Annotated in this window: 19 protein-coding genes; 11 read left to right on the forward strand and 8 right to left on the reverse strand. The window is 76.0% G+C overall.

From position 1 onward, the window contains the following. Position 1: 1 nt before the first annotated feature. The gene (locus ACI8AD_RS09560; RefSeq protein ID WP_456870295.1) at positions 2-1,225 is read left to right on the forward strand and encodes a glutathionylspermidine synthase family protein; all 1,224 of its coding nucleotides are present in this window, start codon (positions 2-4) and stop codon (positions 1,223-1,225) included. Positions 1,226-1,232: 7 nt separating this feature from the next. Here ACI8AD_RS09560 and ACI8AD_RS09565 read toward each other — a convergent pair whose 3' ends face one another. Next, a complete protein-coding gene (locus tag ACI8AD_RS09565; protein ID WP_456870296.1) occupies positions 1,233-1,790 on the reverse strand; it encodes a dihydrofolate reductase family protein in 558 nt (185 codons plus the stop codon). A 78-nt stretch (positions 1,791-1,868) separates the two neighbouring features. Here ACI8AD_RS09565 and ACI8AD_RS09570 point away from each other — a divergent pair, with 78 nt between their 5' ends. The 3 genes from ACI8AD_RS09570 to ACI8AD_RS09580 all read left to right on the forward strand — a co-directional run bounded on the left by ACI8AD_RS09570 (position 1,869) and on the right by ACI8AD_RS09580 (position 3,887). Further along, on the forward strand, positions 1,869-2,315 hold the full coding sequence (locus ACI8AD_RS09570) for a nitroreductase family deazaflavin-dependent oxidoreductase (protein WP_456870297.1): 447 nt from the start codon (positions 1,869-1,871) through the stop codon (positions 2,313-2,315). A gap of 74 nt (positions 2,316-2,389) precedes the next feature. Continuing rightward, entirely contained in the window at positions 2,390-3,352 is a 963-nt protein-coding gene (locus tag ACI8AD_RS09575; protein WP_456870298.1) for an ABC transporter substrate-binding protein, read from the forward strand. Positions 3,353-3,386: 34 nt separating this feature from the next. After that, on the forward strand, positions 3,387-3,887 hold the full coding sequence (locus ACI8AD_RS09580) for a DUF2127 domain-containing protein (protein WP_456870299.1): 501 nt from the start codon (positions 3,387-3,389) through the stop codon (positions 3,885-3,887). On the opposite strand, the gene ACI8AD_RS09585 is transcribed toward ACI8AD_RS09580, so the two are convergent. From ACI8AD_RS09585 to ACI8AD_RS09595, 3 genes are all read right to left on the reverse strand, one after another. After that, positions 3,838-4,809, reverse strand: a complete 972-nt coding sequence (locus tag ACI8AD_RS09585; protein WP_456870300.1) for an aldo/keto reductase — start codon at positions 4,807-4,809, stop codon at positions 3,838-3,840. The genes ACI8AD_RS09580 and ACI8AD_RS09585 overlap by 50 nt on opposite strands. Positions 4,810-4,934: 125 nt before the next feature. Continuing rightward, positions 4,935-6,008, reverse strand: a complete 1,074-nt coding sequence (locus ACI8AD_RS09590; RefSeq protein WP_456870301.1) for a winged helix DNA-binding domain-containing protein — start codon at positions 6,006-6,008, stop codon at positions 4,935-4,937. Positions 6,009-6,046: 38 nt separating this feature from the next. After that, positions 6,047-6,577, reverse strand: coding sequence for a GNAT family N-acetyltransferase (locus ACI8AD_RS09595; protein ID WP_456870302.1), 531 nt, complete (start codon positions 6,575-6,577; stop codon positions 6,047-6,049). A gap of 67 nt (positions 6,578-6,644) precedes the next feature. Between ACI8AD_RS09595 and ACI8AD_RS09600 the strand changes: the two genes are divergently transcribed. The 6 genes from ACI8AD_RS09600 to ACI8AD_RS09625 all read left to right on the forward strand — a co-directional run bounded on the left by ACI8AD_RS09600 (position 6,645) and on the right by ACI8AD_RS09625 (position 10,211). After that, on the forward strand, positions 6,645-7,244 hold the full coding sequence (locus tag ACI8AD_RS09600) for a class I SAM-dependent methyltransferase (RefSeq protein ID WP_456870303.1): 600 nt from the start codon (positions 6,645-6,647) through the stop codon (positions 7,242-7,244). 10 nt (positions 7,245-7,254) lie between these two features. Then, a complete protein-coding gene (locus tag ACI8AD_RS09605) occupies positions 7,255-7,380 on the forward strand; it encodes a hypothetical protein (protein WP_456870304.1) in 126 nt (41 codons plus the stop codon). 10 nt (positions 7,381-7,390) lie between these two features. Continuing rightward, on the forward strand, positions 7,391-7,816 hold the full coding sequence (locus tag ACI8AD_RS09610; protein ID WP_456870305.1) for a DUF1801 domain-containing protein: 426 nt from the start codon (positions 7,391-7,393) through the stop codon (positions 7,814-7,816). Between the two features lie 104 nt (positions 7,817-7,920). Continuing rightward, a complete protein-coding gene (locus ACI8AD_RS09615; protein ID WP_456870306.1) occupies positions 7,921-8,136 on the forward strand; it encodes a three-helix bundle dimerization domain-containing protein in 216 nt (71 codons plus the stop codon). 31 nt (positions 8,137-8,167) lie between these two features. After that, the gene (locus ACI8AD_RS09620; RefSeq protein WP_456870307.1) at positions 8,168-9,787 is read left to right on the forward strand and encodes an ABC-F family ATP-binding cassette domain-containing protein; all 1,620 of its coding nucleotides are present in this window, start codon (positions 8,168-8,170) and stop codon (positions 9,785-9,787) included. Positions 9,788-9,821: 34 nt separating this feature from the next. Continuing rightward, the gene (locus ACI8AD_RS09625; RefSeq protein WP_456870308.1) at positions 9,822-10,211 is read left to right on the forward strand and encodes a hypothetical protein; all 390 of its coding nucleotides are present in this window, start codon (positions 9,822-9,824) and stop codon (positions 10,209-10,211) included. Between the two features lie 72 nt (positions 10,212-10,283). Here the strand turns inward: ACI8AD_RS09625 and ACI8AD_RS09630 are convergent, their stop codons facing one another. Next, positions 10,284-11,483 carry an amino acid deaminase/aldolase gene (locus ACI8AD_RS09630; protein WP_456870309.1) on the reverse strand — a complete coding sequence of 400 codons (1,200 nt, stop codon included), beginning with the start codon at positions 11,481-11,483 and terminating at the stop codon, positions 10,284-10,286. A gap of 98 nt (positions 11,484-11,581) precedes the next feature. Here ACI8AD_RS09630 and ACI8AD_RS09635 point away from each other — a divergent pair, with 98 nt between their 5' ends. Further along, entirely contained in the window at positions 11,582-12,922 is a 1,341-nt protein-coding gene (locus ACI8AD_RS09635; protein WP_456870310.1) for a D-arabinono-1,4-lactone oxidase, read from the forward strand. A 4-nt stretch (positions 12,923-12,926) separates the two neighbouring features. Here the strand turns inward: ACI8AD_RS09635 and ACI8AD_RS09640 are convergent, their stop codons facing one another. The 3 genes from ACI8AD_RS09640 to ACI8AD_RS09650 form a co-directional block, all read right to left on the reverse strand. Beyond that, positions 12,927-13,814 carry an aldo/keto reductase family oxidoreductase gene (locus tag ACI8AD_RS09640; RefSeq protein WP_456870311.1) on the reverse strand — a complete coding sequence of 296 codons (888 nt, stop codon included), beginning with the start codon at positions 13,812-13,814 and terminating at the stop codon, positions 12,927-12,929. Between the two features lie 52 nt (positions 13,815-13,866). Then, positions 13,867-15,081 (reverse strand): MFS transporter, encoded by a 1,215-nt coding sequence (locus ACI8AD_RS09645; protein WP_456870312.1) that lies wholly within the window; start codon positions 15,079-15,081, stop codon positions 13,867-13,869. 130 nt (positions 15,082-15,211) lie between these two features. Continuing rightward, positions 15,212-16,390: an alcohol dehydrogenase catalytic domain-containing protein gene (locus tag ACI8AD_RS09650; RefSeq protein WP_456870313.1), complete on the reverse strand. Its 1,179-nt coding sequence runs from the start codon at positions 16,388-16,390 to the stop codon at positions 15,212-15,214. Between the last annotated feature and the right edge of the window lie 183 nt (positions 16,391-16,573).

Raw genomic sequence — 16,573 nt, forward strand, 5'->3', positions numbered from 1 at the left:
CGTGCGGCGCGTCGAGGGCGGCGTCGTCCGGCCGGGGTGGGAGGCCGAGGTCGAGGCCCAGGGCCTGGTCTACAACCGCACCGCCACCCCCGGCGGTGAGGTGCGCAGCTACTGGCGCGAGGGCCCGTACTACGACTTCACCTCCGAGGAGGTCGCCCGGCTCGAGGGCTGGGTGGCCCAGCTGTTCGAGATGTGCGTCGCCGCCGGCGACCACGTCATCGAGCACGACCTGTTCGACCGGATGGGCATCCCGCTGATCGCCCGCTCCGGCATCCGCAGCACCTGGGAGGCCGAGCCGCCCAGCGTCTACGGCCGCTTCGACCTGCGCTACGACGGCTCGGGCCCGCCCAAGCTGCTCGAGTTCAACGCCGACACCCCCACCGCGCTGGTCGAGGCGGCGGTCACGCAGTGGAACTGGCACCTGTTCACCGGGCAGGGCCGCGACCAGTGGAACGCGCTGCACGAGAAGCTCGTCGCGGCCTGGCAGCGCAACCTGACCCGCTGGGAGCGGCGGACCGGGGTGCGCCCGCGGGTGCACCTGGCGTGGAGCAGCGCCGACACCTCCGGCGAGGACCGGATGACCGTCGCGTACCTCATGGACACCGTCGTGCAGGCGGGCTACGAGGCGGTGGAGGTCGTCGTCGAGGACCTCGCGCTCGACTCCGGCGACGGCCGCTTCTACGACCCGGCCGGGCGCCACGTCGACGTCGTCTTCAAGCTCTACCCCTGGGAGTGGCTGGTCGACGACGAGTTCGGCGCCGCCGTCCTCGCCGACGCGGCCCGGCCCGGCGGCACCACCTGGGTCGAGCCGGTCTACAAGATGCTGTGGAGCACCAAGGCGCTGCTGCCGGTGCTGTGGCGGATCTTCGGCGGCGACCCGGTGCTGTCCGAGCTGCTGCTGCCGGCCTACTTCGCCGACGAGATGCCCTCGAGCTGGCGCGACTACGTGCGCAAGCCGCTGTGGGGCCGCGAGGGCGCCAACGTGCAGATCGTCCGCGACGGGCAGGTGGTGACGGCGATGCCCGGCCGCTACGGCACCGAGGGCTTCGTGGTGCAGGGGTTCGCGCCGCTGCCCGACTTCGCCGGCGTCGACGGCCCGCACCACCCGGTGCTCGGCGCGTGGGTGGTCGACGGCGAGCCGGCGGGCCTGGGCATCCGGGAGAGCGACGGGCTGGTCACCGACGACCTCAGCTTCTTCGTCCCGCACACCGTCGACGCCGGCTGAGCCGCCCTCACGCCCGCCGGTAGGTCAGCAGCGTGACGCCGGAGCGGAAGGTGCGGCCGCTGCCGGTGGCGGTGAGCCGGACGTCGGTGCCCTCGGGGAACAGCCGCCGGCCGCGGCCGAGGACCCGCGGGAAGACGAACAGCCGGTACTCGTCGACCAGGCCCGCGGCGACGAGCGCGTGGCAGAGGGTGATGCTGCCGGTGACGCCCACCTCGCCGTCGCGGCCGGCCACCAGCCGGGCCACCTCCTCGACCGGGTCGCCGGCCAGCACGGTGGTGCCGGCCCAGTCCGGCTCGGTGAGCGTGCGCGAGACGACGGCCTTGTCCACCGCGTCGAGGTGCGCGGAGATGCCGGTGGTGTCGCCGGGCCGCTGCCGCCAGTAGCCGCGCATCTCCTCGAAGGTGCGCCGGCCGACGAGGAAGACCGACTGGCCGGTCATGTGCTCGCGGACGGCGTCGAGCTGGTCGGTGGTGTCGGCGTCGTCGTCCTGCGGGGCGAACCAGCCGCCGGTGGCCTCCACGACGCCGTCGAGGGTGCTGTTCTGGGTGATCACGAGCCGTCCCACGCCGGCCTCCTGTCGCTCGGGGTCTGACCAGGGGTGACCGGCCGGGCGGCGCGGAGTCATCGGTCCTACGGTCGCGACATGCCACTCGAGGGGGAGTACGAGCCGAGCACGCAGGGCTGGGTCCGCGAGCAGGTGGAGCGCTACGAGGCCACCGGGGGCCGGGAGGCCAACACGCTGCGCGACACCGGGCTGCCGGTCGCGATCTTCACGACCCGGGGCGCGCGGACGGGCAAGGTGCGCAAGCAGCCGCTCATGCGCGTGGAGCACGACGGCGTGTACGCGATGGTCGGCTCGCAGGGCGGGGCGCCGCGGGACCCGGCCTGGGTGGCCAACCTGCGCGCCCACCCCGACCAGGTGACCGTGCAGGACGGCCCGGAGCCGTGGGACGGCGTCGCGCGCGAGATCGGCGGCGAGGAGCGGGCCGTCTGGTGGGAGCGCGCGGTCGCCGCGTACCCGCCCTACGCCGAGTACCAGGAGCGGACCGACCGCGTGATCCCCGTCTTCCTGGTCGAGCGGAAGGGGTGACGTCGGCCCCTTTGGTGAGGCTGTCCTAAGTTCTCCGTGGTGCCGGGTGGTCCGGTGCCGGGAGGAGGGCAGTGGTGCTCTGGGGACGGACCGGCCGTGGCCGGGGAGCCGGTGCGGTGCTGGCGCTGGCTCTGCTCAGCGGCTGCGGGTCGACGGAGGCCGAGGCGGAGGCCGGGGCGGCGCCCGCCGAGGAGACGCGCACGGTCGAGCACGCGATGGGGGAGACCGAGATCGCCGGCGAGCCGGAGCGGGTCGTCGTCCTGGACACCGGTGAGCTCGACGCCGCCCTGGCGCTCGGCGTGACGCCGGTCGGGGCGGTCCGCACCGACGTCAGCGACGAGCTGCCCGGGTTCGTGACCGCCGCCGGCGCCGACCCCGCCGACATCGCCGCCGTCGGCACCATCGCCGAGCCGGACCTGGAGGCGATCGCGGCGCTCGAGCCCGACCTGATCCTGTCCAACGCGGTGCGGCACGCCGACGTCTACGAGCAGCTCGCGGGGATCGCGCCCACGGTCTTCGCCGAGGCGATCGGCGAGAGCTGGCAGGAGAACCTGCTGCTGGCCGGGGAGGCGCTGGGCCGCGCCCGGGAGGCCCAGGAGCTGCTGGACGCCTACACCGCCCGGGCCGAGGAGGTCGGCGCGCGCTACGGCGACCCGGCGGCCACCGAGGTCAGCGTCGCCCGCTTCCTCGACGGCACGCTGGTGCGCCTCTACGGCGAGGGGTCCTTCATCGGGTCGGTGCTGGCCGACGTCGGCTTCGCCCGGCCGCCGGTGCAGCGCACCGCCGAGACCTTCGTCGAGGTCTCGCCCGAGCAGGTGACGCAGGCCGACGGCGACCTGCTCTTCTACGGCGCCTACGGGCAGGAGGGCGCGACGGCGGCCGGGCAGGTCACCGGCGGGCCGCTGTGGCAGTCGATCCCCGCGGTGGCGCAGGGGCGCTCGGTCGCCGTCGACGACGACCGCTGGTTCCTCGGCCTCGGCCCGCTCGGCGCCGGCCTGGTGCTCGACGACCTCGAGGAGCTGGCCGACCGGCTCTGACGGCGCTGGACGCGGCCCGCCCGGGACCGGGAGCATGCCCGGCACGACCACCGACCGGCTGCTGCGGGCCGCGCTGTACGTCAAGGGACTCGACGGCGCGGTGGAACTGCTCGCCGGGGTGGCGCTGCTGGCGGTGGGTCCGCGCGGGCTCGGCGAGCTGACCCGCGCGGTCGTCACCCACCACCTCCTCGGCAGCCCGGCCGGCGGCCTGGCCGAGCGCTTCGCCGCCGGGGAGGCCGACCTGGCCGGGCGCGACCGGACCTTCGCCGTCGTGTACCTGACGCTGCACGGCCTGGTGAAGCTCGGCCTCGTCGTCGCCCTGCTGCGGGAGGTGCTGCCCGCGTACCCCGTCGCCGTCGGTGTCCTCGGGGTGTTCTGCGCCTACGAGGCCCACCGCGCGCTGGACCACGGCTCGTGGACGCTGGGGGTCGCGGCCGTGCTCGACCTCGCGATCGTCGTCCTGGTGCTGCGGGAGTACCGGCGGCTCAGAAGCCGGCGACGGCGTGCGGGCGGTAGGGCGCCTCGAGCCGGCTGACCTCGTCGTCGGTGAGGTGCAGGTCGACGGCGGCGACGGCGTCGTCGAGGTGCGCCGCCCTCGTGACGCCGACGATGGGTGCGGTGACCACCGGCTTGGCCAGCAGCCAGGCGAGCGCCACCTGCGCGCGGGGGACGCCGCGTTCGCCGGCCACGTCGGCCACCGCCTCGACGACCGCGCGGTCGCTGCGCTCGTCGTAGAGGCGGCTGCCGAACGCGTCGTTCTCCGAGCGGTGCGTCGTCTCGTCCCAGTCGCGGGTGAGCCGGCCGCGGGCCAGCGGGCTCCACGGCACCACGCCGATGCCCTGGTCGGCGCACAGCGGCAGCATCTCCCGCTCCTCCTCGCGGTTGAGCAGGTTGTAGTGGTCCTGCATCGAGACGAATCGGTGCCAGCCGTGCTCGCCGGCGGTGTACAGCGCCTTGCTGAACTGCCAGGCCCACATGCTGCTCGCGCCCAGGTAGCGCACCTTGCCGGAGCGGACGGCCGAGTCCAGCGCCTCGAGGGTCTCCTCGATCGGCGTGGCCGGGTCCCAGCGGTGGATCTGGTAGAGGTCGACGTGGTCGACCTGCAGCCGCCGCAGGCTCGCCTCGAGCTCCCGCAGGACGGCCACCCGCGACAGCCCGCCGCCGTTGGGGCCCGGGCGCATCCGGCCGTGCACCTTGGTGGCCAGGACGACGTCGTCGCGGGTGGTGAACTCGCGGATCGCCCGCCCGGTGATCTCCTCGCTGGAGCCGGCCGAGTAGACGTTGGCGGTGTCGAGGAAGGTCACGCCGGCCTCGAGCGCCTTCCGGACCAGCGGCATCGCCTCGTCCTCGGGCAGGCTCCACGGCGTCATCCCGCGCCCCGGCTCGCCGAAGCTCATCATCCCCAGGCAGATCCGCGACACCTCGAGCCCGGTGGCGCCCAACCGCGTGTACTCCATGCGCCCACCCTGCTGCGGCGGCCGGTCACCCGCGACCGCGCCCGGGTGCGCTGTGCCGGTGTTCCTCGTGCACTGCCGGTCCTGCAGCGCCCGCGGTGCACGACGAACGCGGGCAGTGCGGGCGCTCAGGGCAGCGCGGCGGCCAGCGCGGGCACCTGCTCGGCGACGCCGTCGGGCAGCGTGGTGAACGGCTCGACGGTCACCGTCCGCCGCGCGCCGGTCCCGGTCCACCGCCACGTGCCCACCGCGCACCCGCCGGTGACGACGGTCGGGCGGAAGACGCCGTTGCCGCCGGGCACGATCCGGTCGGCGTGCTCGGCCGGCACGGTGCAGGTGCGGTCGGCGTAGCCGAGGACGATCTCGTCGAAGCCCGGCAGCAGGTGCAGCCCCGCGGCCTCGGCGCGGCAGCCGGCCAGCCGGTCGGGCGTGTCCGGGTCCATCAGCATCTCGGTGCCGCCGACGTCGACCGCCGCCAGCCGGTCGCGCACCAGGGCGAGCCCGGCCCGGGCGTCGCGCACCGTCGTCCCGGCCCAGCGGACCAGGTCGGCGACGCCGGCCGGCCCGTGCCCGGTGAAGAAGCGCAGCGCCAGCTCGGCCAGCGCCTCCTCGCCGGCGAGTCGCCGGGGCCGGCGGATCCACTCGGCGAGCAGCACGAAGGCCTGGTCGGTGCCCTCGGGCGGGCCGAGGACGAGCGTCCCGGTCTGCGCGAGGTACCAGAGCGTGTGGTAGCCCTTCTGGCCGGCGACGTCGCAGCCGCCGTCGGCCAGCGCGGCCAGCAGGTCCCGGCGGCCCAGCCGCCGGCCGCCGGAGAGCGCGGCCACCGCCGTCTCCCGCGACCGCTCGAGGTCGGCCTCGGTCAGGCCGACGACCGCGCGCCGCTTGGCCGCGCCGGCCAGCGCGCGGGCGCCGAGCAGGTCGAGCATCCAGGGCAGGTCCTCGGCGGGGGTCAGGTGCAGCGTGCCGCGCATCGGCCACGAGCGGACGACGCTCCCGTCGGCCAGCGCCGCCTCGACACCGGCCCGCGACCGGTCGGCGGTGCGCAGCGCCACCGACGTCAGCGCCCCGGGGCAGTCCTGGCCCTGCACGGCCAGCAGTCCCCGGACGGCGGCCGCGGCGTCGGGGAACGGCGGCCCGGCGACCCGCTGGGCCACCAGCCGCAGCAGCGCGACCTCCTGCGGCGGGACCTGCGGCGTCGTCATGGCGCGACCCTGCCACGGCCCGCCGACGGCAGCGGGCCTCAGCGCACCAGGTGCCGGTAGACCACGTCCTCCGCGTCGGGCTCGGTGGTCAGCGCGGTGAACCCCGCGGCGGCCGCCGCGCGCAGGCTCGCGGTGTTGTCCGGCTCGATGCCGAGGACGAACTGCTCGACGTCGGCGGTCTCCGGCGCGGCGACCAGGGCCCGCAGCGTCGCCGCGCCGATCCCGCGGCCGCGGCGGGACGGCGCGACGACGTAGGCCGCGCCCATCGTCCGGCGGGGGTCGGTCGCGAGCACCCGCTCGGTCGCCGGGTCCCACACCGTCCAGCGGTCGTAGACGTCGCCGCCGACCTGGGCGACCACCACGCCGTCGTCGTCGAGGGCGACGAAGGTGCACGAGCGCAGCACCCGCCGGCCGCGGAACTCGTCGGTCCACACCGTGCTGCGCAGCGCGAACTCCCGCGCGGGCCAGTCGCGCCCGCCCAGCCGGCGCTGCGTCTCCGGGTCGTCGAACCACGGCAGCAGCCCGGGGAGGTGCTCCGGCTCGAACGGCGCCAGCCGGACCGTGCTCACCCCGACCAGCGTGGCCCGGCTGCGCACCGCCCGCACGCCGGGCCGGGGCGCTGCCACACTGCCGCCCGTGCAGGCGGAGGACTGGGACGCGCGCTACGCCGAGCGGCAGCAGTGGTCGGGGGAGCCCAACGCCCTGGTGGCCGAGCTGGTGGGCGGCCTGCCGCCGGGTGCGGCGGTCGACCTGGCCGCGGGGGAGGGGCGGCACGCGCTGTGGCTGATGCGGCTCGGCTGGCGGGTGACCGCGGTGGACTTCTCCGCCACCGGCCTGGCCCGGGGGCGGGCGCAGCCGGACGCCGGCCGCGTCAACTGGGTCACCGCCGACGTCACCGGCTGGTCCACCTCCCCGGACTCGCTGGACCTCGTGCTGGTCGCCTACCTGCACCTGCCCGACCCCGCGATGACCGGCCTGCTGCGGCGCGCCGTCGGCTGGCTGCGCCCCGGCGGGCGGTTCCTGCTGCTCGGCCACGACGTGGACAACCTCGCGCACGGGACCGGCGGCCCGCAGGACCCCGCGATCCTGCACAGCGCCGCCCGCCTGGCGCCGGTGGCCGCCCTGCTCGACGTCGACCGGCTCGGGCCGGTGCCCCGCGGGACCCCGGCCGGGACCGCCGTCGACACGCTGCTCTGGGGACGGCGACCCGCCCGTCCCGTCGGTCCCGGCGGCTAGCGTCGCGGGCGTGATGGGCATGGGCGGGGCCGGCGGCCCCGGGGCCGAGCGGCGACGGCGACTCGTGGCCGCGATCGTCGTCCTCGCGCTGGTGCTGGCCGCCGGCGCGACGGTGCTGTCCCTGGTGCTGCAGTGAGGAGGCCGTCGTGACCGACCCGGTGGAGGAGTGGTTCGCCGCCGCCGGCCCGCGCGCCGACGAGCTGCGCCGCGTCGACGCGCTGGTGCGGGAGGCCGCGCCCGGCCTCGACCGGCAGCTCGTCCCCGCCGGCTCCGGGCACGTGCTGGGCTACGGGCTGATGCCCTACCGGCCGCGGTCGGCGAAGGAGACGACGCGGTGGCCGCTGGTCGCCCTCGCCGCGCAGAAGCGGCACCTGTCGCTGTACGTCTGCGCCGTCGTCGACGGGGAGTACCTGCCCGAGGCCCGTGCCGCGCGCCTCGGCACGGTGTCCTGCGGGAAGAGCTGCATCCGCTTCTCCTCCCTCGACCGCGTCGACACCGGTGAGCTCGCCGCACTGCTCCGCGACGCCGCGGCGGTCACCTCCTCCGGCGGCAACGCCTTCTTCGCGACCTGACCGGCCGCCGCCCCCCGTGGGCCCTTGGTCCCTGGTCCGGCGGGCGGTGCCCCGCCACGCTGGACGCCGACCCCGGACCGGCCACACGAGAGGCCCGCCTGCGCATGACCGCGACCTCCGAGTACGTCGCCCCCGTCACCGACACCTCCGTCGACGAGGCGGTGGCCCGTCTCGTGGAGGAGTTCCGGCCGCGGCTGCGGCCCCAGGTGATCGGCACGGTGGTCGCCTCCTGCCGCCGCGACCTCAGCGGCGTCCCGGTCACCGCGCTGCCGGAGATGGTCGAGCGGCTGGCGCGCACCCGCCTGGAGTCGGTCGGCTGAATCCGCTTGCCCCGTCGCCGACGATGAGCCGGTGGGCTACGTCGACGTGAGCGGGGTCCGGCACACGCTGCCGGACGGCCGGGTGCTGCTGGACGACGTCTCCTTCCGCGTCGGCGAGGGCGCCCGCGCGGCGCTGGTCGGGGAGAACGGCGCCGGGAAGACGACGCTGCTGCGGATCATCGCGGGGGACCTCGTCCCCGAGGCGGGCGCCGTCGCCCGCAGCGGCGGTCTCGGCGTCATGCGGCAGTTCGTCGGCTCGGTGCGCGACGACACCACCGTGCAGCGCTTCCTCGTCGGGCTGTCCGCGCCGGCGGTGCGCGCCGCGTGGGACGCCGTCGAGGCCGCCGAGCTCGTCCTCATGGAGACCGACGACGAGCCCGCGCAGCTGGCCTACGCCGACGCGCTCGCGCAGTGGGGCGACGCCGGCGGGTACGACGCCGAGGTCACCTGGGACACCGTGACCGTCGCGGCCCTGGGCGTGCCCTACGACCGGTGCAAGTACCGCGAGCTGTCGACGCTGTCGGGCGGTGAGCAGAAGCGCCTGGCGCTGGAGGCGCTGCTGCGCGGGCCCGAGGAGGTGCTGCTGCTCGACGAGCCGGACAACTACCTCGACGTCCCGGGCAAGCGCTGGCTGGAGGAGCGGCTGCTCGAGACCCGCAAGACGGTGCTGTTCGTCAGCCACGACCGCGAGCTGCTCTCCCGGGTCGCCGACCGGGTGGTCACCGTCGAGGGCGGGACGGCGTGGGTGCACGGCGGCGGGTTCGCGAGCTACCCGGAGGCCCGCGCGGCGCGGCACGAGCGGATGGCGGAGCTGCGGCTGCGGTGGGACGAGGAGCACCAGCGGCTCGTCGACCTGGTGCGCACGCTGCAGCAGCAGGCCGCCAACTCGCCGGACATGGCCTCGCGCTACCGGGCGATGCAGACGCGGCTGGCGAAGTTCGAGGCCGCCGGCCCGCCGCCGGACCGCCCGCCGGAGCAGAAGGTGGCCATGCGGCTGCGCGGCGGCCGTACCGGACAGCGCGCGGTCGTGGCCGAGCAGCTGGAGCTGACCGGGCTGATGCAGCCGTTCGACCTGGAGGTCTGGTACGGCGACCGGGTCGGCGTGCTGGGGGCGAACGGGGCGGGCAAGTCGCACTTCCTGCGGCTGCTGGCCGGGCAGGACGTCGCGCACACCGGGTCCTGGCGGCTCGGCGCCCGCGTCCTCCCCGGGTTCTTCGCCCAGACCCACGCCCACCCCGAGTGGCTCGACCGCACGCCGGTGGACCTGCTCTGGCACGGCGAGCCCGGACGGCCGGGGGTCGACCGCGGCCGGGCGATGGCGGTGCTGCGCCGCTACGGGCTCACCGACTCCGCCGACCAGCCGTTCCGGACCATGTCGGGCGGGCAGCAGGCGCGGTTCCAGATCCTCGTGCTCGAGCTGTCGGGCGCCACGCTGCTGCTGCTCGACGAGCCGACCGACAACCTCGACGTGCTGTCGGCCGAGTCGCTGGAGGAGGCGCTCGCGGCCTTCGACGGCACGGTGCTCGCCGTCACCCACGACCGCTGGTTCGCCCGCTCGTTCGACCGGTTCCTCGTCTTCGGCGCCGACGGGCGGGTGTACGAGTCGGCCGAGCCGGTGTTCGACGAGGCCCGGGTCGCCCGGGCGCGGTGAGGCTCCGTCAGGTCGTCCTGACATACGCTGGGTCATGGACGTCGACGACCTCGAGCGCCGGACCACCCTCGCCGGCGCCGTCCGCCGCTACGACGAGCTGCGCGCCCGCGACTCGCTGGCCGACCCCGACGACCCCACCGGCCCGCGACCGCTGGACCGCGACGAGGCGCTGGAGCTGCTGGCCCTCGGCGAGGTGATCGTCCGCCGCGCCGCACAGGGCCGGCAGCTCACCGTGCGCACGGCACGGACCACCGGCGCGTCCTGGGCGCAGATCGGCCGCGCGCTCGGCGCCACCCGCCAGTCGGCGTGGGAGGCGCACCGCCGCTGGATCGACGCCCAGGTCGACCACCCGGAGGGTTCGGGCGGGCTCACCCCGGAGGAGGCCGCCGAGGCCCGCGCCTGGCTCGCCAACGACGCCGACTGATGAAGGGCCCTCCTGCCCCCCACCGCTCGCTCCGCTCGCGGCGGGCCCCTGCAGGAGGGCCGTTCCAGTACGTCACCCGAACGTGCGGCCCTCGCCGCGGTAGGTCGGGACGGCGCCGGTGAGCCGGTCGCCGGCGAGGGTGTGCAGGACGTCGACGTGCTCGCACACCTCCCCGGCCTTGGCGTGGCGGAACCACACCCGGTCGCCGACCGCCAGCCCCCGGGTCCCGGGACCGCGCAGCGGCGTCTGCACCTCCCCGACGCCCTCGGTGCCGAGCAGCCGCAGCCCCGCCGGGTGCACCGGGCGCGGGGAGCGGTCGGGGCCGGGCGGGCCGGAGGCGATCCAGCCGCCCCCCGCCACGGTGACGATCCCCGGCGCCGGGCGGCGGGTGACCGCCAGCGCGAACAGCAGCGCCGGCTCCCCGCGGACGGCGCGGTATCCGTCGAACAGCGTCGGCAGGTACAGCCCCGACCCGGCGGCCAGCTCGGTCACCGCGGGGTCGGCCGCGGTGCGCTCGAGGCTGCCGGTGCCGCCGCCGTTCACGAACTCCAGCGGCGCCACCGCGGAGACGGCGGCGACCGCGGCGGCCCGCCGCCCGGCCAGCTCGCGCATCGACAGCGCCTGCACGCCGCGCACCGCCAGGGCCCGCAGCGGCCGGCCGGGCGGCGCGTCGGGCACCCCGGCCACCTGAGCCTCGTAGGCCATGAGCCCGGCCAGGGTGAACCCGGGCCGGTCGTGCACCGTCCGCGCCAGCGCCGCCGCGCCGGCCGGGTCGTGCACCGGCGACCGGCGCACCCCGAGGTGCACCCGCCCGCCCCCGGCGCGCAGCGAGGCGTCGAGGTCGAGGCAGACCCGCACCGGCGGCCGGGTGCCGGGAGCGGCCACCGCGTCGACCAGGTCGAGGTGGTCGGGGGAGTCGACCACCAGCGTCACCCGGGCGGCGAGCACCGGGTCGGCCACCAGCCGGCGCAGCGCCGACCGGTCGGCCGACGGGTAGCCGACGACGACGTCGTCGCTGACCGGGTCCTCGCCCCCGGCCAGCCACAGCGCCTCGGCCAGGGAGTACGCGAGCACGCCGGCGAATCCCGGCCGGGCCAGCACCCGCCGCAGCACCGCGCGGCAGCGGACGGACTTGCTCGCCACCCGCACCGGCCGCCCGCCCGCGCGGCGCACCAGGTCGTCGGCGTTGGCGTCGAGCGCGTCGAGGTCGACGACGGCGAGCGGCGGGTCGAGGTCGGCGGTGGCGGCGTCGAGCCGGGCCCGGGCGGTCACGGTCCGGGAGCCTCCCGGGCGGTGGGGGCCGCGGCAAGCAGCGACCCTCGACGGGCGGCGCCGGGCCCGCCAGACTGCCGCGGACACCGGGAGGACGAGTGACGGGCACCGGCACCCCGCGCACGGGCACGTGGCGCAACTGGGCGGGCGACCAGCGGGCGAGCGGGCTGACCGTCCTCGCCCCGGCCGGCACGGAGGAGGTCGCCGCGCAGGTGCGGGCGGCGGCCGCCGCGGGCCGCCGGGTGACGGCGCTGGGCAGCGGCCACTCCTTCAGCGGCATCGGCCGGCCGGAGGACGTCGCGCTCACCCTCCACCGGCACGCCGCGCTGCTCGGCGTCGACGACACCGGCCTGGTCACCGTGCAGGCCGGCATGCCGCTGCACCGGCTGAACGCCGAGCTCGCCGCCCGCGGCTGGGCGCTGACCAACCTCGGCGACGTCGACCGGCAGAGCGTCGCCGGCGCGGTGTCCACCGGCACGCACGGCACCGGGGCGCGCTTCGGCGGGCTGGCCACCCAGCTGCGGGCGCTGGAACTGGTCACCGCCGACGGCGGCGTGCTGCGCTGCTCCCCCGACGAGCACCCCGACGTCTTCTCCGCCGCCCGCGTCGGGCTCGGCGCGCTCGGCGTGCTGACCGCCGTGACCGTGCAGGCCGTGCCCGCCTTCGCGCTGCGCGCCGAGGAGGGCCCGGCGCGGCTGCCGGACCTGCTGGCCTCCTTCGAGGAGGTCGTCACCTCCACCGACCACGTCGAGTTCTACTGGTTCCCGCACACCGACCGGTGCCTGCTCAAGCGCAACACCCGGGTGCCGCTGGCGGAGGTGGCGCCGCTGTCGCGGGCCCGGGCGCTGTGGGAGGAGGAGGTGCTGGCCAACGCCGGGTTCGCCGCCGTCGTCGCGGCCGGCCGTCGCGTGCCCGCGCTCGTCCCGCCCCTGGCGGAGCTGTCGGCGCGCGCGTGGGGCACGCGGACCCACACCGACCGGAGCCACCGCGTGTTCGTCTCCCGCCGGCGGGTGCGGTTCCGGGAGATGGAGTACGCGGTCCCGCGGGAGGCCGCCCCCGCGGTGCTCGCCGAGCTGCACCGGGCGGTCGACGCCGGACCGTGGCGCGTCCCGTTCCCGGTCGAGGTGCGGGTCGCCGCCGCCGACGACGTCCCGCTGTCGACGGCGTACGGGCGCGACACCGCCTACGTCGCCGTCCACGTCCCCGCGCGCAGCGACCCCGGCGGCTTCTTCGACGCGTTCGAGGCGATCGCCGGCGCCGCCGGTGGCCGGCCGCACTGGGGCAAGCAGCACGGCCTCGACGCCGCCGCGCTGGCCGCCCGCTACCCGCGGTTCGCCGAGTTCACCGCGCTGCGGGCCCGGCTCGACCCCGGCGGCGTCCTCGGCAACGCCCACCTCGACCGGGTGCTCGGCCCGGTCGGGGCGGGCGTCGCCGGGTGAGCGCTCAGAGGTCGACGTCGGGCTCCCCGGTGCCGCCGATCCGGTCGAGCTCCTCGAGCTCGGCGGGCCCGAGCACCCGCATCGCCGCCTGCAGGTTCTCCTCCAGGTGCGCCACCGACGCGGTGCCCGGGATCAGCAGGACGTTGGGCGAGCGGGCGAGCAGCCAGGTCAGCGCCACCTGCATCGGCGTGGTCTCCAGCCGCCGGGCCACGGTCTCCAGCGCCGCCGACTGCAGCGGGGTGAACCCGCCGAGCGGGAAGTAGGGCACGAAGGCGATGCCCTCGTGGGCGAGCGCGTCGACCAGCGGGTCGTCGTCGCGGTGCACGAGGTTGTAGTGGTTCTGCACGCACACCACCGGGGCGATCGCGCGCGCCTCGGCGAACTGCTGCGTCGTCACGTGCGAGACGCCGAGGTGGCGGATCAGGCCCTCCTGCTGCATCTGCGCCAGCGCCCCGAACGGCTCGGCCAGGGACCGCTCGACCGGGGTGGCCTGGCCGGGCATCCGCAGGTTCACCACGTCGAGGACGTCGACGCCGAGGTGCTCGAGGTTGTCGTGCACCGCCGAGCGCAGCTCCTCGGGGGAGAGCGCCTCGGGCCACCCGCCGTCGGGGGTCCGCCGCGCGCCGACCTTGGTGACGATCGTCAGGTTCTCCGGGTAGGGGTGCAGCGCCTCGCGGATGATCTCGTTGGTGACGTGCGGGCCGTAGTAGTCGCTGGTGTCGAGGTGGTCCACGCCGAGCTCCACGGCCCGGCGGAGCACGGCGACGGCGGCGTCACGGTCCGCGGGCGGGCCCATGACGTGCGGCCCGGCCAGCTGCATGGCCCCGTAGCCCAGGCGGTGGACCGTGCGGTCCCCGAGCGCGAACTGTCCTGACCTGTCGGCGGTCGTCATGCCCGCCTCCTACCCGTGCCGGCGGCGGCCGACCGTCGGGTCGGGCCGTCGCTCAGGCCGCCGTGTCGAGCCGGTCGCCCACCGCACGGCGCCACTGCCGGACGTCGGCGTCGACCCGTGCGCGCTCGCGCAGGTCGGCCCGCCGCACGAGCAGCGCCAGGCCGGTGCCGACGACGGCCAGCCCGGCACCCACCCAGATCGGCGCGGTGTAGCCGAGGTCGAGGGAGAGGACCAGCGCGCCGAGGGCGGCACCGATCGCGTTGGCCACGTTGAACGCCGCCTGGTTGGCCGCCGACACCAGCGTCCCGCCGCGCACCCGGGCGGCCTCGATGACCCCGTTCTGCACCACCGGGCCCATCGCGAAGGCGACGGTGCCGAAGAGCACGAGCAGGACGACGGCGGCGGCCGGGGTGCCGGCGAGCAGCGCGAAGGCCACGAGCAGGCCGGCGGTGGTCAGCAGCCCGACGGCGACGAAGGCGAACCCGAAGCGGTCGCCCAGCCGCCCGCCGGCCAGCGTGCCCACGGTGGTGCCCACGCCGAACAGCGCCAGCACCGGCGTCACCCAGCCCGCCGACAGGCCGGCCAGCTCGGTCAGGATCGGCGTGACGTAGCTGTAGACGGCGAACAGCGCGGCGAACCCCAGCATGGTCAGCGCCAGGACCAGCCACACCTGCGCGCGGCGGAACGCGGCCAGCTCCGACCGCAGGTCACCGCGCTCGCCGACACCGGCCGGCAGCCAGGCCAGCAGCCCGGCGATGGTGACCAGCCCGACGACGGCGATGCCGCCGAGGACCAGCCGCCAGCTCAGCTGCTGGGCGACCAGCGTGCCCAGGGGGACGCCGACGACGTTGGCCAGCGTGAGGCCGGTGATCATCAGCGAGATCGCCTGGGTGGCCCGCTCGGGCGCGACCAGCCGGCGCGCGGCCACCGCCCCCACGCCGAAGAAGGAGCCGTGCGCCAGGGCGGTGAGCACCCGCGCGGCGACCAGCGTCTCGTAGGTGGGCGCCAGCGCCGACAGCGCGTTGCCGACGACGAAGACGACCATCAGCGCGACCAGCGTCTGCCGGGGCGGGAAGCGCACCCCGAGTGCGGTCAGCGTCGGGGCGCCGAGCACGACGCCGATCGCGTAGGCGGAGATGAGCAGGCCGACGGCCGACACCGAGACGCCGAGGCCGTCGGCGATCTCAGGCAGCATGCCCATCACCACGAACTCGGTGGTGCCGATGCCGAAGGCGCCGATGGCGAGGGCGAGCAGACCGCGGGGCACGAGGGGGACTCCTGGGGACGACGGCGGACGGGGCGGTGCGGACGTCGTCGTCCGGAGTGGTTGTCCTATCCAACGGCAAGGCGCCGGCCGCGCGGGACATGCCCCGCGCGGCCGGTGGTCCTGCTCACGGTCAGGGCTGCAGCAGCACCTTCACCGCGCCGTCCTTCTTCTCGCGGAAGTCCGCGTAGGCCTGTGGCGCCTGCTCCAGCGGGACGCGGTGCGTGGCGAAGTCGTCGACGCCGAGCGGGTCGCCCTCGAGCAGCAGCGGCAGGATGTCGGGCACCCAGCGCCACACGTTGGCCTGGCCCATGCGCAGCTGGATCTGCTTGTCGAACATCTTCGACAGTGGCATCGGGTCGGTCGCCCCGCCGTAGACCCCGGACAGCGAGATGGTCCCGCCGCGCCGGACGGCCTCGATCGCCGTGTTCAGGGCGGCCAGCCGGTCGATGCCGGCGACCTTCATCACCGGCGCCATGATCGCGTCGGGGACGACGGCGCTCGCCTTCTGGGCGATCTGCGCGAGGGGGGAGCCGTGCGCCTCCATGCCGACGGCGTCGATGACCGCGTCCGGCCCGCGGCCGTCGGTCAGGTCGCGGATCGCGCCGACGACGTCGTCCTGGTCGGTGGAGCGGATCACCTCGGTGCCGCGGGCGGTGGCCCGGGCCAGCCGCTCGGGGACGACGTCGGAGGCGACGACGCGCTGGCCCAGGTGGGCGGCGATGCGGGTGCACATGTCACCGATCGGGCCGAGGCCGAGCACCAGCAGCGTGCCCCCGGGCGGGGTCGCGGCGTACTGCACCGCCTGCCAGGAGGTGGGCAGCACGTCGGAGAGGTAGACGAAGCGGTCGTCGGACGGCCCGTCGGGGACCTTGATCGGCAGCGTGTTGCCGAAGGGCACCCGCAGGTACTCGGCCTGCCCGCCGGGCACCTGCCCGTAGAGCTTCGTGTAGCCGAACAGCGAGGCGCCGAAGCCCTGCTCGCGGTTCTGCGTGGTCTCGCACTGCGACTGCAGGCCCTGCGAGCACATCCAGCAGGTGTTGCACGAGATGTTGAACGGAACGACGACGCGGTCGCCGGGCTTCACCGCGGTCACCGCGGAGCCGACCTCGCGCACGATCCCCATCGGCTCGTGCCCCATGACGTCGCCGGTGGACATGAACGGCGCCATCACCTCGATCAGGTGCAGGTCCGACCCGCAGATGCCGCTGGAGGTGATCTCGACGATGACGTCGGTGTCCTCCTGCAGCGTCGGGTCCGGGACTGTGTCGACCTGGACGTGGGCACGTCCGTGCCAGGTGACTGCGCGCATGAGTGGGCTCCTCGGGTCCTCGTCAAGGGGGTCTGCTTCCGGCTCCTGCCCCACGTGAGCCTCGTCGCGCCTGGTCAGCGCACCCATGCGGCGCGTCGGTCACTCTGAGTCAGCAGAGGTAACCGCTGCGTGGAGAGACGTCCGCGTCGTCCCGTGGCCGACACCACACCAACGGCCGTCTGT

Source organism: Geodermatophilus sp. SYSU D00766 (assembly GCF_054049915.1).

Bases quoted from the DNA above. Each gene is read 5' to 3' on its own strand.
- ACI8AD_RS09625 (WP_456870308.1), top strand. From the start codon at position 9,822: ATGGACGTCGACGACCTCGAGCGCCGGACCACCCTCGCCGGCGCCGTC.
- ACI8AD_RS09650 (WP_456870313.1), bottom strand. From the start codon at position 16,390: ATGCGCGCAGTCACCTGGCACGGACGTGCCCACGTCCAGGTCGACACA.
- ACI8AD_RS09570 (WP_456870297.1), top strand. From the start codon at position 1,869: ATGCCACTCGAGGGGGAGTACGAGCCGAGCACGCAGGGCTGGGTCCGC.
- ACI8AD_RS09590 (WP_456870301.1), bottom strand. From the start codon at position 6,008: ATGACGACGCCGCAGGTCCCGCCGCAGGAGGTCGCGCTGCTGCGGCTG.
- ACI8AD_RS09585 (WP_456870300.1), bottom strand. From the start codon at position 4,809: ATGGAGTACACGCGGTTGGGCGCCACCGGGCTCGAGGTGTCGCGGATC.
- ACI8AD_RS09580 (WP_456870299.1), top strand. From the start codon at position 3,387: ATGCCCGGCACGACCACCGACCGGCTGCTGCGGGCCGCGCTGTACGTC.
- ACI8AD_RS09640 (WP_456870311.1), bottom strand. From the start codon at position 13,814: ATGACGACCGCCGACAGGTCAGGACAGTTCGCGCTCGGGGACCGCACG.
- ACI8AD_RS09615 (WP_456870306.1), top strand. From the start codon at position 7,921: ATGACCGCGACCTCCGAGTACGTCGCCCCCGTCACCGACACCTCCGTC.